This window comes from Vibrio sp. Isolate24, from assembly GCF_022398215.1.
Lineage (GTDB): Bacteria > Pseudomonadota > Gammaproteobacteria > Enterobacterales > Vibrionaceae > Vibrio > Vibrio coralliilyticus_A.
The window spans coordinates 253,001-268,516 of the sequence record NZ_JAKEUU010000003.1 but is presented as its reverse complement, the minus strand read 5'-3'; the positions used below and the strand labels follow the sequence as shown (position 1 = coordinate 268,516).

General features: G+C 46.1%; 13 protein-coding genes. 6 read left to right on the top strand and 7 right to left on the bottom strand.

What is annotated here, in order from left to right:
* The first annotated feature begins 22 nt into the window (after positions 1 to 22).
* The 4 genes from L1D23_RS13970 (at position 23) to ppk2 (ending at position 3,148) form a co-directional block, all read left to right on the top strand.
* Positions 23 to 937 carry a LysR substrate-binding domain-containing protein gene (locus L1D23_RS13970; RefSeq protein WP_239867278.1) on the top strand — a complete coding sequence of 305 codons (915 nt, stop codon included), beginning with the start codon at positions 23 to 25 and terminating at the stop codon, positions 935 to 937.
* Between the two features lie 171 nt (positions 938 to 1,108).
* Positions 1,109 to 1,414: a YebG family protein gene (locus L1D23_RS13965; RefSeq protein WP_006959731.1), complete on the top strand. Its 306-nt coding sequence runs from the start codon at positions 1,109 to 1,111 to the stop codon at positions 1,412 to 1,414.
* A gap of 144 nt (positions 1,415 to 1,558) precedes the next feature.
* Positions 1,559 to 2,308, top strand: coding sequence for a copper homeostasis protein CutC (locus tag L1D23_RS13960; RefSeq protein WP_239867275.1), 750 nt, complete (start codon positions 1,559 to 1,561; stop codon positions 2,306 to 2,308).
* A gap of 57 nt (positions 2,309 to 2,365) precedes the next feature.
* Positions 2,366 to 3,148, top strand: a complete 783-nt coding sequence (ppk2, locus tag L1D23_RS13955) for a polyphosphate kinase 2 (RefSeq protein ID WP_239837447.1) — start codon at positions 2,366 to 2,368, stop codon at positions 3,146 to 3,148.
* Positions 3,149 to 3,181: 33 nt separating this feature from the next.
* On the opposite strand, the gene phoU is transcribed toward ppk2, so the two are convergent.
* The 4 genes from phoU to L1D23_RS13935 are packed head-to-tail and all read right to left on the bottom strand — an operon-like array spanning position 3,182 to position 8,586.
* Entirely contained in the window at positions 3,182 to 3,880 is a 699-nt protein-coding gene (gene phoU, locus L1D23_RS13950) for a phosphate signaling complex protein PhoU (RefSeq protein ID WP_045976565.1), read from the bottom strand.
* Positions 3,881 to 3,901: 21 nt separating this feature from the next.
* Complete coding sequence (pstB, locus tag L1D23_RS13945; RefSeq protein WP_239867272.1) at positions 3,902 to 4,720, bottom strand: phosphate ABC transporter ATP-binding protein PstB; 819 nt, start codon at positions 4,718 to 4,720, stop codon at positions 3,902 to 3,904.
* Between the two features lie 3 nt (positions 4,721 to 4,723).
* Positions 4,724 to 6,370, bottom strand: coding sequence for a phosphate ABC transporter permease PstA (pstA, locus tag L1D23_RS13940; protein WP_239867269.1), 1,647 nt, complete (start codon positions 6,368 to 6,370; stop codon positions 4,724 to 4,726).
* Between the two features lie 26 nt (positions 6,371 to 6,396).
* Positions 6,397 to 8,586: an ABC transporter permease subunit gene (locus L1D23_RS13935; RefSeq protein ID WP_239867266.1), complete on the bottom strand. Its 2,190-nt coding sequence runs from the start codon at positions 8,584 to 8,586 to the stop codon at positions 6,397 to 6,399.
* 195 nt (positions 8,587 to 8,781) lie between these two features.
* Between L1D23_RS13935 and ppk1 the strand changes: the two genes are divergently transcribed.
* Together ppk1 and ppx are read left to right on the top strand one after the other, a co-directional pair.
* Positions 8,782 to 10,893 (top strand): polyphosphate kinase 1, encoded by a 2,112-nt coding sequence (ppk1, locus tag L1D23_RS13930; RefSeq protein WP_239837443.1) that lies wholly within the window; start codon positions 8,782 to 8,784, stop codon positions 10,891 to 10,893.
* The gene (gene ppx / locus L1D23_RS13925; RefSeq protein WP_239837442.1) at positions 10,868 to 12,367 is read left to right on the top strand and encodes an exopolyphosphatase; all 1,500 of its coding nucleotides are present in this window, start codon (positions 10,868 to 10,870) and stop codon (positions 12,365 to 12,367) included. The genes ppk1 and ppx overlap by 26 nt, the downstream gene beginning before the upstream one ends.
* A gap of 60 nt (positions 12,368 to 12,427) precedes the next feature.
* On the opposite strand, the gene L1D23_RS13920 is transcribed toward ppx, so the two are convergent.
* From L1D23_RS13920 to phoB, 3 genes are read right to left on the bottom strand one after another with little or no spacing between them, the layout of a single operon-like run.
* Positions 12,428 to 13,387 carry a phosphate ABC transporter substrate-binding protein PstS family protein gene (locus tag L1D23_RS13920; RefSeq protein ID WP_239867263.1) on the bottom strand — a complete coding sequence of 320 codons (960 nt, stop codon included), beginning with the start codon at positions 13,385 to 13,387 and terminating at the stop codon, positions 12,428 to 12,430.
* Complete coding sequence (gene phoR / locus L1D23_RS13915) at positions 13,387 to 14,685, bottom strand: phosphate regulon sensor histidine kinase PhoR (protein ID WP_006959747.1); 1,299 nt, start codon at positions 14,683 to 14,685, stop codon at positions 13,387 to 13,389. The genes L1D23_RS13920 and phoR overlap by 1 nt, the downstream gene beginning before the upstream one ends.
* Before the next feature lie 26 nt (positions 14,686 to 14,711).
* The gene (gene phoB, locus L1D23_RS13910; protein ID WP_006959748.1) at positions 14,712 to 15,401 is read right to left on the bottom strand and encodes a phosphate regulon transcriptional regulator PhoB; all 690 of its coding nucleotides are present in this window, start codon (positions 15,399 to 15,401) and stop codon (positions 14,712 to 14,714) included.
* Positions 15,402 to 15,516 lie beyond the last annotated feature (115 nt).

Sequence of the window (15,516 nt, the reverse complement as noted above, 5' to 3'; positions counted from 1 at the left end):
AGAATAGTTAAACGTTATAATTATGGCTGCCAATATTTCTCTCAAACAGTTAAAAGTGTTCATTGCCATTACTCAGCACGACACGTTGACTGCCGCTTCGGAAGCACTGTTCTTATCCAAAGCCGCGGTTAGCATGGCGTTGTCAGAACTTGAGAGACAGCTTGGTAACTCTTTATTTGATCGAGTTAACAACCGCCTTATTCTCAACCAAGAGGGGCAAAAACTGCTGCCGTTGGCAGATGAACTACTGCATAGAGCTCAAGATATCGACCAACTGTTTGACGGAGACCAACCCCTCAGGGGGCTACTCAGAATCGGTGCTAGTGATACGATCGGTAATCAAGTCGCACCTTACATGCTCAGTAAATTTCGCCAGCAAACCAGTCATAAAGCTCAGAGTTTATTCATTGCGAACTCTGCGTTGATCTGCGAGAAACTGGTCGACTATGAACTCGATCTGGCAATGATTGAGGGGAAAACCTTACACCCTCAGCTAATTTCTACTCAGTTTGGCCAAGATGAAATGTGTGTCATCTGCGCACCGAATTCACCATTTGCTAAGTCACCTCAGCACCCAATTGGTCAACTCGAAAATAGCGAATGGATTCTACGCGAGCCCGGTTCAGGCTCACGTGAGTTTTTCTTACGTGTGATTGCACCACGCCTTGAGCACTGGCAAGAAGCGTTTCAACTCAACACCACTGAAGCACTAATCAATAGTGTTTCCGCTGGCCTTGGGCTCGGCTGTTTATCTCGCCTATCAGCAGAGCCAGCGATCCGAGATGGTCGAGTCATCGAACTGACTTTGCCTCTAGATATGAAAAGGCGTTTCTGGTTACTAGTGCACAAGGAAAAATATCAGAGCCCATTACTCAAGTCTTTCATCAACTTCTGCCATAACTGGCAATACAAAGAACAGACATCAGGCAAAGGCTAATAACCTGAAAACTCAAGTAAAGATTGCTTAGATAATCAACCATTGCTCACTCTATCAGCTAACACACTTTCCAGCTCTCAGAGTTGGGCTGGCTATCTGGACTTAATCGCTCAAAAGCTGTATAAACAGACAGTAATACATTTCATTAATTTTTGAGTTAGAGGACCAACCATGGCTGTAATCGTCAAGTACGTGGTAGAACGCAACGGAGAAGAGAAAATGACTTTTACCTCTAAAGCGGAAGCTGACGCCTATGATAAAATGCTTGATATGGCTGATGAGCTTTTTGAGCTGCTAGGTAAAAGTGAGTTGCTGGAAGATGAAGGCAAGCAAGAAGACTTGGCTATGTTCCTGGCACAAAACAAAGAAGAAGTGCTTTTCGCTTTGGGAGCTAAACGCAAACCAGCACCAAAGAAAAAGAAAATTGAAGCGGTTGAAGACGCTGAAGAAGATTCTGCTCAAGAAGACGCAGCATAACAACACGTTAAAAGATATATGAAACCTCAGCCATTGCTGAGGTTTTTGTTTTTTAGGGAAAACAAATCGCCCCACATTTACCCTAATTCTCTACTCACCTCTGAGTTACTATTTCTACTGTCTAGCCGCCATGAGAAAATTGAGATGAATTATATTGTCGAAGTCTGTATCGATAACATTGAATCCCTTCACCGTGCGATTGAAGGAGGAGCAAACCGCATTGAACTTTGTTCATCACTAGCGCTAGGTGGCCTCACACCAAGCTTTGGTTTGATGAAGCAAGCGGGCAAACTCTCATCCATACCTGTGTATACCATGATTCGTCCTCGTCAGGGCGACTTTCTCTATACTGATGAAGAGATCGAAAGCATGCTGATTGATATCGAAGCGGCGGCAGCGGCTAAGTTACAAGGTGTCGTCATTGGCACTTTGAATGCGGATGGCTATATCGATATGACCAAGGCGACACGGCTGGTCAACAAAGCCAAATCGCTCAACCTAGGTGTCACTTTCCATCGCGCGATTGATCAATGCGCAGATTATCAAAGATCTATTGAAGATATTGCTAAACTTGGTTGCGAACGTGTTCTCACATCTGGGCTTGCCACTAATGTAGAACAAGGCATCGATATTCTTCGTCATATGGTAGAACTGGCTAACGATCGTTTCTCAATTATGGCAGGCGCTGGCTTAAATGCAGAAAATGTCTGCAAGATCGTTTCTGAATCTGCTGTTCAGGAAGTGCATTTATCGGGAAAATCCACACGGCCAAGCAAAATGAAGCTCATCGCGGAGCAAGCCAAAATGGGCAATCAGAATATTGATGACTTTGTTGTTCCGGTCACGGATCCACAAGCGATTGAAAAGGTAGTAAAAGCTCTCACTTCTTCGTGATACTTCTCTCAAGCTTGGCTTTGAAATGCTAACCTTTTGATAGCAAAAGGAGGGTCTATGAGTAAAGGCAAACTGAATAAGAAGTTTTATGAAAAGGAACTTGCACGGCTACAGATTGAACTAGTCAAGCTACAACAGTGGGTTAAGCAAGAAGGCCTTAAGGTCGTTGTTATCTTTGAAGGCCGTGATGCTGCCGGAAAAGGTGGTGTGATTAAACGCATCACAGAAAAGCTCAACCCTCGTATCTGTCGCATTGCCGCTCTTCCCGCCCCAACAGAGAAAGAAAAGACCCAATGGTACTTCCAGCGTTACGTTGCACACCTACCTGCCGCTGGTGAAATCGTGCTTTTCGACCGTAGTTGGTATAACCGAGCTGGGGTCGAGAAAGTCATGAACTTCTGCACCCAAGAAGAGTATGATGAATTTCTGCGATCTTGCCCTGAATTTGAGCGTATGTTGCAGCGTTCTGGAATCATCTTGCTTAAATATTGGTTTTCTGTCTCTGATGAAGAGCAAGAAAAGCGCTTCCTAGAGCGAATCAATACACCAATTAAACGTTGGAAGTTTAGCCCAATGGATTTGGAATCACGCAATCGCTGGGCGGAATATTCTGAAGCGAAAGATAAAATGTTTGCCTACACAGACACCAAACAGTGCCCATGGTGGGTCGTGCCCTCAGATGACAAAAAACGCGCCCGCTTAAACTGTATCAGTCACTTACTCGAGCAAATTGATTATCAGGAAATTACTTATCCAGAGATATCGCTGCCTGAACTGAGCAAAGAAGGCTACATCCGAGCTCCAATTGAAGAACAAACGTTTGTCCCTGACAAATACTAAAACCAGCCCAGTAATCTACGCATCACCACAGATTTAACGCAGCGCATCATCTATGCTTTGTTCGCCCAAGTGGCGAACATCTTTGCCTTTAACAAAGTAGATGATGTATTCACAGATATTTTGGCAGCGATCCCCTACTCGCTCAATCGCTCGAGCAGACCACATCACTTGCAGGATATGGGGAATGTTCTTCGGGTCTTCCATCATGTAGGTCATCAACTGGCGGATCACCGCTTCGTATTCTGCATCAATTTTGTCATCCAGCTTATATACTTCCGCGGCTGAATCGACATCCATACGCGCAAATGCATCTAAAACCTGATGCAGCATGCCTATCGCTTGACGACAAAGTGGCTCAAGAGAGACTTGGAACATCTGCTCTTTGGATGATGGGCTTTCAATCGCCACATAAGCCATTTTGGTGGCGACATCTCCAATGCGCTCAAGGTCAGTGATGGTCTTGATGATCGCCATGATCAAGCGTAAGTCTTTCGCAGTTGGCTGACGTTTAGCAATGATTCTCGTACAAGCTTCATCGATAGAGACTTCCATCGCATTCACTTTGTGATCGTCACGCACGACTTTACGCGCTAGCTCAATGTCCTCTTTGTGCAGTGCCTGCATAGCAAAAGATAACTGCTGCTCAACCAAGCCTCCCATCGTCAGCACGTGGGTTCGGATGGATTCTAATTCGACATTAAACTGTCCTGATATGTGACGTCCAAAGTTCATGAAATATCTGTATCTCCCTTATTAGCCGTATCTACCTGTGATGTAGTCTTCCGTTTGTTTCTTCATTGGCGAAGTGAAAATCGAATCCGTATCTGAGTATTCGATCAACTTACCCATATGGATAAATGCCGTGTGATCGCTGACCCGTGCAGCCTGCTGCATGTTATGTGTCACAATAACTACAGTATATTTGGTTTTAAGATCATTGATCAGTTCTTCAATGGTCAGAGTGGAAATCGGGTCTAGTGCCGAGGTCGGTTCATCAAGAAGTAATACTTCAGGTTCAATCGCAATTGCACGGGCAATCACCAAACGCTGCTGCTGACCACCAGACAAACCAAACGCATTTTCATGCAGCCTGTCTTTCACCTCTTCCCATAACGCCGCAGCACGCAGAGAGCGCTCAACAGCGTCATCGAGAACTCGACTGTTGCGAATACCCTGCAAGCGTAAGCCATACACCACATTTTCATATATCGATTTTGGAAATGGGTTCGGGCGCTGAAACACCATTCCAACACGGCGACGTAGAGTCGCCACATCAACCTGTGGGTGGTAAATGTTTTTGCTATGCAGTTTCACTTTGCCTTCCACGCGGCATCCTTCAACCAGATCGTTCATTCGGTTGATGCAACGTAGGAGCGTCGACTTACCACACCCTGAAGGGCCAATAAACGCCGTCACCTGACCTTTAGGAATGCGCATAGAAATATCGCTCAGTGCCTGAGTGTTCTGGTAGAACAGGTTCAGATCTTCGATTGCAATCGCAGTCTGTTCTTCACTCAGGTTGTTCACGTCTAATGGTGCCTGATAGCCCAATGTCTGATTAACTGAAAACATCTCTTAATCTTGCCCCAGAGTTCGATATTTCTCGCGTAGGTTATTGCGAATACTGATCGCCGTCAGATTCAGTCCGACGATGACACTCACCAGCAAGAACGACGTGGCGTAAACCAACGGCCTTGCACTTTCAATATTAGTGGTTTGGAAACCAACATCATAGATGTGAAAACCTAAATGCATGAATTTTCTATCCAGATGCAAAAATGGGAATTGGCTATCAACCGGCAAGCTAGACGCCAATTTTACCGCCCCCACCAGCATCAAAGGCGCTACCTCGCCTGCTGCACGGGCAACGGCCAGAATCAGTCCAGTAATGATCGCAGGGCTTGCCATTGGTAATACAATTCGCCACATCGTCTCAAACTGAGTTGCTCCAAGCGCTAAAGAACCATGACGGACGGAACTCGGGATGCGGGTCAAACCTTCTTCGGTAGCCACGATCACAACAGGGAGCGTAAGTACCGCCAATGTTAACGCTGACCAAAGCAAACCCGGCGTACCAAATGTCGGCGTTGGCAACTTCTCAGCATAAAACAGGGAATCGATTGAACCGCCTAGTGTATAAACAAAAAAACCGAGTCCAAATACACCATAAACAATCGAGGGGACACCGGCGAGGTTTATAACTGCGACACGAATCAAACGAGTAAAAGCATTATTTTTCGCGTATTCGTGGAGATAAATCGCAGCAATCACACCCAGTGGCATAACGATAATCGACATGATCAATACCAGCAGAACCGTACCGAACATGGCCGGAAAAACGCCACCTTCAGAGTTCGACTCTCTAGGATCATCGGATAAGAATTTCCATGCCTGATGTGCCCACTGAGCCACCTTTTCAACTACCGTCATTTGATTCGGATACCAAACATCCAGGATCCGACTAAGTGGGATTCGATACTGATTGCCCTTCATATCTTCGACAATCAGGCCCTGCTGAGCCAATTCTAATCTCAGTGCATCCAGCTGTGATTCCATTTCCGCAAGCTGCTGGCTAAACATGCTCGATTGAGCGTCGTAACGTTTGATGAATTCTGCATCTAAGCGACCATTGAGTTCACGTCTTTTCTTCTCTAAACGCAACCTGTCAGCCTGAGCACTGATCACTTTGATCTGCTTCTCTACCAAACGGTCAATTTTAGTGCGTTGCTTATCGGCAAATACCAGCGCGCGTTCAACATCGGTTTTAGCCTGCTCGCTTACCTTACCATCAGCGGTAAAATATCCTTTCGGTTGACCGTAAAAATCCCCACCTCGGGTCCGTTCAATCACTGCCCAACCTTCAGGCTTTGAACGTTCAAGTAAATCGACTTCCAGAATGGAAACAAAATCAGCAGGGTAAATATCACGATTAGCAATCTTAATACTCAGTCGCTGAGCTAAGCCTTTCTCCTCGACTTCAGGAGTGAGCGCAATGTCCATTTCGCGTAAGTGGCTGATCGGCACATATTCTTCGGCGTAAAGCTGACCAATCAAGACATCACCCTGTTCGGTTTTCCACTGGTAAAGGGGAGCAGGCCAGAAATAGGACAAACCTTTCCAACCGATCAGCAGCAACAAACCAAGCACTGACAGCAAACTAATGCTGACTGCTCCGCCTGTGAGCCAGACCCATGGTGAACCGGACTTTAGCCACTTAAACACGCTCAATGCCCCTCGGATAACTTCGATTACAGCGCACGATATTTATCCCTTAACCTTTGACGAACCCATTCCGCGAGCGAGTTAACCGCGAAAGTAAACACCAGCAAAATCAGCGCCGCCAAAAATAGAATTCGATAATGAGAGCTGCCCACTTCCGACTCAGGCATTTCAACTGCGATAGTGGCAGACAGGGTGCGCATACCCTCTAGAATATTCCAATCCATGATTGGCGTATTACCTGTAGCCATGAGCACAATCATAGTCTCGCCTACGGCACGCCCCAGCCCCATCATGATGGCAGAAAAGATACCTGGGCTTGCGGTGAGTAGCACAACATGAATCAGGGTTTGCCACGGCGTAGCACCTAAGGCCAAAGAGCCATCTGATAGATGTTTTGGCACCGAGAAAATCGCATCTTCTGCGATGGTGAAAATAGTTGGGATAACCGCAAAGCCCATCGCAAAACCCACCACCAGCGCGTTACGCTGGTCAAAACCAATTCCCTGCTCAGCCAAATATGCTCGAACATCGCCATTGAACAACCATTGTTCAATATTGCCACTCTGGCTCAGAATCACCGCTGTAAATACCACCATTGCAGGCATCAAAATCACCGCATGCAGGCCGTTCGGTAAACGACCACTCCACCGGCGAGGTAATTTGTGCCATATGGCGCCGATGACGATGGTCGAAATGGGTAAAAATAACATCAAAGAAACCACTGCTGCCAGATGGCTTTCCACAAGTGGGGCGAACCATAACCCAGCGAGAAATCCGATAATCACAGTTGGTAATGCTTCCATCAGTTCGATTGAAGGTTTCACCACTCGTCGCATTGATGGCGTCATGAAATAGGCGGTGTAAATAGCGCCAAGAACCGCAATCGGCACGGCAAACATCATGGCAAACGCCGCCGCTTTTAGCGTACCAAACGCAATCGGTACAAGACTAAATTTGGCTTCGAACTGATCATTTGCCGATGTGGTTTGCCAAACAAATTCAGGTTCTGGGTAACTCTCATACCAAACTTTCTGCCAAAGCGACGACAAGGATATTTCTGGGAATGGATTATCCACATAAGCAACACTGAGCTGCGAGTCAGAGAGTGCCAACAAGTATTTTTCATTGTTAGACATTGCCGCCAGTTGCGGTGCTTTGTCGTAGGCACGTTTAAAAATTACCAGCTTTTCACTGGTCGTATAATGACTCTGTACCGTGCCATTAAGATAAAAGCTGTAAAAGCCTTTACGGTAAGTATCAGGCAGTAAGAATTGCAGCTGTGAAGCCAGTTTAAAGTCACGAATTTGAGTGAGGTTTCTTTGCCCATCACTCAACACATCAAACCACTGTGAGACTAGCCCATCTTGGTGACTGACCAATAAAGAGTAGGCTCCAGACAACAGCTTTATGTCCGTGACCGCATGCTTGCTCTCTCCTTGGCTCAAATCAACGACTTCACGGACAACAAAGTTCGCTAAGCCTTTTTGAGCAACCACCAGTTCAGAGCCAGTTCTTAAATAAAGAGTCTTTCCATCAGGCGTGAGAATAATCTGTTCTAAGTCGGGAAAAGGGGTTGCAAACTCAAACTGCTGTAGAGCTTGTTTACCATCACGCCAGCGGATTTGGACAGTATCATCATCGTAATGGCCGACCAAGGTCACCTGTTCAGCTTTAGAAAATGCAAACGATATTAGCTGTGAACCCGAGTCCGTCTGAAGGTCAAACTCCAATGGCCACTGATTCACTTCTGGAGAGAAAGTACGCTTATCATCTTGTAAAGAGCTCGACATCTCAGGTCGATACAACAAAACCTCACCTGCGGGTGTCGCAGCACCCAACCAGCCTTGAGCTGGACTGCCATTAGTATAAATCGTGTATTGTGAGCCGAGCTCTACCGACAAACTGGATTGTGGAGACTGGTGAGTCAACGACCAAAAATCGACATAACCAGCTTTTGAGACCACATAAGCGTGCTCACCATAGTCATCGATTCCAGCGGCCACTGGAGCGGCCGTCGTAATAGGTTGGATGGCAACATTGGGGGTTAGCTTAGCATCAGAAAAAAGAGGCAGGACCATCATTGCTAGATAAACGAAGATCAATACCAGTGCAGCCAAAACACCGACACCACCTGTCGATACCGCTAGCCGAACTAAACGATCTTTGATTAGTCGCTTTCGATCACGTTCTCGCAATGAAAATTCGGCTTTAGCCATTTCTCTCACTTACCTGCATTTACCCAGATGTATAATATGTCGATTAGGTGACAATTATATTACAGATCGCAATAAACAACTGAAAATAATGCAATAAGAACATGCAATAAAAGTGTCATACAAACCCCTTAATTTCTAAACCAGTTCCATTTTTCCCAGTGCAATTTAGTTAGGTTCGCCAATAAAGGTCAGGGTATGAGTGCAGAAAAGCTTTACATTGAAAAAGAATTAAGTTGGTTGTCTTTCAATGAGCGAGTGCTCCAAGAGGCCGCAGATAAAACAGTGCCACTTATTGAAAGAATTCGATTTTTAGGCATTTTTTCCAACAACTTAGACGAGTTCTACAAAGTACGATTTTCCGATGTGAAACGTCGTATTCTCATCAACCAAGAGCGGGGAGGAAATGATAACTCCAAGCACTTATTGACCAAAATGCAAACCAAAGCACTCAGGCTCAATGAACGGTTTGATGAGCTATACGCAGAGCTGATCCGTGATATGGCGCGCCGGAGAATTTTTCTGGTGAATGAAACCCAACTCAATGAATCTCAGGAAAAGTGGATCAAAAAATACTTCCACAACCAAGTTTTACCACACGTCACACCTTTATTAATGAGAGACGACATTGATGTTCTGCAGTTTCTCAAAGATGAATACGCCTATATCGCAGTTGAGCTGCGAAAGCAGGACCAAAATCAATATGCACTGATCGAGATACCGACTGACCACTTACCTCGCTTCGTGATGGTACCAGAACAAAAAGGCAAGCGACGTAAGACCATTATTCTACTCGACAATATCATTCGTTATTGTCTTGATGAGTTATTCAGTGGTTTCTTCGATTACGACGAACTGAACGGTTACGCGATGAAAATGACTCGCGACGCGGAATATGACCTCAGTCATGAGGTGGAGCATAGCCTACTAGAACAAATGTCCGAGGGGGTGAGTCAGCGCCTGACCGCCATGCCTGTCCGTTTTGTTTATGAGCGTAACATGCCAGAAGAGATGCTGGCATTCCTATGTGACAAGCTGCAAATTTCCAACTATGACAGTCTGATTCCCGGTGGACGCTACCATAACTTCAAAGACTTCATCGGTTTTCCAAATGTCGGCCGAGAATACTTGGAGAACAAACCTCTCCCCCCCATAAAGTGCGCTGACTTTGATGGCTACGCCAACAAATTTGATGCGATCAAGAACCAAGACATTCTACTTTATTACCCTTACCATACTTTTGAGCACATCACAGAGCTGGTTCGTCAGGCATCTTTTGACCCTAAAGTACTGAGTATCAAAATCAATATCTACCGAGTGGCGAAAGACTCACGGTTAATGAATTCATTGATCGATGCCGTTCATAACGGCAAACAAGTTACGGTAGTGGTCGAATTACAAGCACGATTCGATGAAGAAGCCAACATCGAATGGTCAAAGGTGCTCACTGAAGCGGGGGTACAAGTCATCTTTGGCACTCCGGGGCTAAAGATCCACTCTAAGTTGCTGCTAATTAGCCGCCGAGAAGAAGAGGAAATCGTTCGTTACGCCCATATCGGGACTGGAAACTTCCACGAGAAAACAGCTCGTATTTACACCGACTTCTCTCTACTCACTGCAGATCCCGAAATCACTAATGAAGTTCGTAACGTCTTTGGGTACATCGAAAACCCATACCGACCAGCGAGATTTGAGCATCTAATGGTTTCACCGCGTAACTCGCGCAAACAGCTCTATCGCCTAATAGATGGTGAAATTGCTAATGCGAAGTTGGGCAAAAAAGCCGCCATCACGCTAAAAGTAAACAATTTGGTCGATAAAGGGCTTGTTAACAAGCTTTACGGTGCCAGTACTGCCGGAGTTGAGATCAAAATGATCATTCGTGGTATGTGTTCATTGGTCCCAGGTGTAGAGGGAGTGAGCGACAATATCCAGATCATCAGTATTGTTGATCGCTTCCTTGAGCACCCACGCGTCATCATTACTCATAATGATGGTGATCCTCAAGTGTACATTTCTTCAGCCGACTGGATGACGCGTAACATCGATTATCGTATTGAAGTCACTGCTCCAGTCCGTGACCAACGTCTTAAACAGCGAATTATTGATATCATTAACATCCAGTTTACCGATACAGTAAAAGCCCGTTGGATAGACAAAGAAATGAGCAATACTTATGTTCCGCGAGGTAACCGCAAGAAAGTTCGCTCACAGGTTGCCATTTATGACTATCTTAAACATGTAGAAAAACAAACTAAGAAACGTAAAGAACTGTCCCTAACTCATGACTCAGTCTCCGGAAATTCGTGATGTTGCCGCGATTGATCTTGGCTCTAACAGCTTCCACATGGTGGTCGCACGCGTAGTAGATCAAGATTTGCAACTGGTCAGCCGCCATAAGCAGCGAGTACGTCTTGCTGCTGGTTTAGATGCTCAAAAGAACCTAGATAACGCCTCAATCGAACGAGGGTTAGAATGCTTAGCCATGTTTGCTGAGCGCCTACAAGGTTTTGAAGAAAGCAACGTTCGTATTGCGGCAACGCATACGCTACGTCAGGCAAACAATGCACATATTTTCCTTCAACGCGCGCGAGAAGTGTTGCCATTTCCGATTGAAATCATCCCCGGCGTCGAAGAAGCACGCTTAATTTACCTCGGAGTGGCACACACTCAACCAGAGTCAGACTCAAAGTTAGTGGTCGATATTGGTGGTGGTAGTACTGAGATGATCATAGGCAAAGGTTTCGAAGCAGAACTGATCAACAGCAAACAAATGGGCTGCGTCAGCTTTACCAAGCTCTACTTTGCCAACGGTAAACTTTCACGCAAAAACTTTGCTAATGCCACACTCGCCGCCGAACAGCGAATCGAGTCCATCGCACACCGCTATCGAAAGCAAGGTTGGGAAGTCGCATTCGGCTCTTCGGGGACCATCAAAGCTATTCGCGAAGTATTGCTGAGTATGGGGTTTGAAGATGGCATCATCACTGCAAAGCGTCTCGACAAGCTGATCGAGAAACTCTGCGAATGGTCCGTGATTGATGAAATCGAATTGAGTGGCTTAACTCCAGAGAGAAAACCGGTTTTCGCTGCTGGGGTGGCTATTCTGGCTGCCATATTCAAAGATCTTAAAATAGATGAAATGCATTTTTCAGAAGGTGCATTACGTGAAGGCCTGTTGTTTGAGATGGAAGACGGCTTTAAACGCTCTGACATCCGAATGAGAACCACAGAAAACTTGGCGAATAAGCATCTGGTTGATCTTGAACATGCGGCTAAGATTAAACATCAAGCGCAATCTTTCCTACAGCAAGTTCATCAACAACTTGGTATCAAAAAAAGCTCTGAGCTGTTTGATCTACTCGACTGGAGTGCTCTACTTCATGAAGTCGGACTCAGTATCAGTTTGCAGGCCTTTCATCGCCACTCTGCTTACATTCTGCGCCACACCTACATGCCTGGTTTTAACCGCGAACAACAAACCGTACTCGCCATGTTGGTTCGCTTTCAACGTAAAGCACTAAAGCTGCACGAAATGGCAGAGTTCGCCTTATTTAAGAAAAAACACATCATAGGTCTGATTCGTATTCTGCGGCTAGCTATTTTACTCAATGGACAACGTAGCGAAGATGCCTTACCAGAATTAGCGCTGACCATTGATGGCGAGAAATGGACATTGAACTCAGATGACGCACAGTGGTTAGAGAACAATAAATTACTTCATGCTGATTTGATCACTGAGCAAGAGTACTGGTTGGCGGCAGGCTGGGAGCTTAGCTTTTAGCCATGACTCCCGCTAGCAATGAGATAACTATTGGGGCGTTCTCAGTTTATCAACATGGACTCAGTCAACGATACCGACCTTGGCTAACTCTTGACGCGCAATGTCGGCGGACATAGGTACATAACCATCTTTCTCAACTAGCTTTTGTCCTTGCTGAGAATAGATAAAGCGAATAAATTCTCTCTCGATTGGAGGAAGGGGCTTATGCGGATTCTTATTCACATAAACGTAAAGGTAGCGTGATAGTGGGTACTTACCTGTAAGAATGTTTTCTTGACTGGCTTCCACATACTCTCCGCCTTGTTTAGCAATAGGCAGCAGTTTCACACCAGAGACCTGATAGCCAACACCTGAGTACCCAATGGTGTTAATTGCCGACGCTACAGACTGAACGACGGACGCCGAACCCGGCTGTTCATTGACATTACTTTTAAAGTCCCCACCACACAGCGCATTATTCTTAAAGTATCCGTAAGTCCCCGAGACCGAGTTACGACCAAATAGCTGTATACTGCGTTTAGCCCAGTGATAATCGAGCCCTAAATCCGCCCAAGTCAGTACAGGCTGGGTGCTACCGCAACGCAGAGTAGCAGAAAAAATAGCATCAAGTTGGGTGAAGTTGAGCCCTTTAAGTGGGTTATCACGGTGGACAAAGATACCGATCGCGTCAATCGCAATACGTAGCTCAGTGGGTTTGTAGCCATGTTCACGCTCAAAGGCTTCAATTTCCCGATTTCGCATCGGTCGACTCATTGGGCCAAATTGCGCGGTACCTTCGGTTAACGCTGGAGGAGCCGTTGAAGAGCCAGAGGCTTGCACCTGACCATTCACGCTCGGGTAAAGCTGCTTAAACTCTTCTACCCACAAGGTTGTCATGCCGGCTAATGTGTCAGAACCAACACTGGTTAAACTGCCAGTAATACCGGGCACTTTTTGATATTCAGATAGGCTCGTTGAAGCCGCTTGGACACCAAAGGAGAAGCTGGCAGAAATAATAAGAGTAGTGAGCGCTAACTTCATTAATTCACCACCAAACGAGGTGGTAGCACGAATGAGAATTTACTGCCGACACCGACTTCAGACTGTATTTCTAGATGCGAATCGTGATGCGTCAACGCATGTTTGACGATCGCTAAACCAAGACCACTGCCACCAGTATCTCTTGAACGCGCTTTATCCACTCGATAGAAACGCTCAGTGAGTCGGTGTAAATGTTGAGGCTCAATACCTTCACCGCCATCTTCCACCTCTAAACATGCGCCTTGCGCAGTCTGATACCAACGCACTCGGACATCGGCTCCTGCTGGTGTGTATTTCACTGCGTTATAAACCAAATTTGAAATGGCACTGCGTAGTTGGTCTTCATCACCAAGTACACGCAGGCTGTTATCAATATCAAAGTTCAGCTTATGCTGCTGATCGCCACTCAAACTCGCCGCTTCTTTCTCCAACACATCTAGCATTGCTGGGACATTCACTACGTCTTCCAGTTCATGCATTGGCGCCGCTTCAATCTTAGATAATGTGAGCAGTTGATTAACCAAGCTGTTCATACGATTGAGCTGCTCAGTCATTACGCCATGAGCTTTGGTCCACATCGGACCGACAACCATATCCGGGTCTTCGGTCATTTCAAGATAGCCTTGCAACACCGTCATTGGTGTGCGCAGCTCGTGCGAAACATTGGCAAAGAAATTACGACGCATGCCTTCCAACTGCTTAAGCTGAGACACATCACGCACCACCATCAGATGCTCACCTTCAGTGTACGGCACAATACGCAGCTCAAGCATACGCTCGACATTAAGTGGAGAACGCATCTCTAGAGGCTCTGAGAAATCTTGTTTATTAAGATACTTAATGAAATCTGGAGTGCGGATAAGGTTAGAAATCGGCTGACCTGAATCGTCCGGCCAACGGAAGCCGAGTAAGTGTTGGGCGAGCTTATTACACCAAACGATATTGCCTTCACTGCGGAACACAACAACTGCATCCGGTAAGGATTCAGCACCATTGCGGAATCGGCGAATCAGATTGGTCAGCTCTTTGCGCTTTTTGCGCTGGCGCTGCTGCAAGCGATAGATGCCGTTAAATAACGACTCCCAGTTTCCACTTCCCGATGGCGGTGTCAGGCGCTTTTCATCCCACAACCACGCCGAAAGGCGCATCTGATTATGCAGATGCCATACAAGCTGTAAAACCGTGGCAGCTAGAAGCAACCACGGCATATGACCGAAAATCCATCCGACAATCACCCAAGGGGTGTAAAAAAAAGCCAGCTCCCAGGCTAGCTTTTTCCAAGTTAACCGCTCTACCACTTACCTCTCCAGATGGTTAATTTAAATTATGCCTTGGTTGAGAAACGGTAGCCTGCACCACGTACCGTCTGAATCAGCTTGTCATGGCCTGCCGCTTCTAATGCTTTGCGCAGACGACGAATGTGTACATCTACAGTACGGTCTTCAACATACACGTTGGTTCCCCATACGTTGTTCAGCAGTTGCTCTCGGCTGTAAACGCGCTCTTGGTGCGTCATAAAGAAGTGCAGCATCTTGAACTCAGTTGGACCCATATCCAGTGGCTGATCGTTCGCGGTTACGCGGTGCGAAACAGGATCCAGCTTCAAGCCCTGCACATCAATCACATCTTCAAGTGCCGTTGGCGTCACACGGCGAATTACCGCTTTAAGACGCGCCACCAGCTCTTTTGGCGAGAATGGCTTAGTAATGTAGTCATCTGCGCCGACTTCCAGACCACGAACCTTGTCTTCTTCTTCACCACGTGCTGTTAACATCACAACTGGAATGTTGCGTGTCAGCTCTTCACGTTTCATGTGTTTGATGAAGTTGATGCCGCTGCCACCAGGTAGCATCCAATCTAGTAGGACTAGATCTGGGAAGGGTTCAGCTAGCTTAGTCACCGCACTATCGTAGTCTTCAGCTTCGACCGCTTGGTAACCTTTTTGCTCAAGAACAAAGCAAAGCATTTCACGAATTGGTGCTTCGTCTTCAACAACCAGAATCCTTCTAGACATAATTGAATAACCTTTGAGTTAGTTGAATTTAATCGGGCATTTACCCTTTGCAACGATAGGCATTATTACCATCAATTATGACACTTTTGTGACCTTTGAAAACAAATTTTCATAT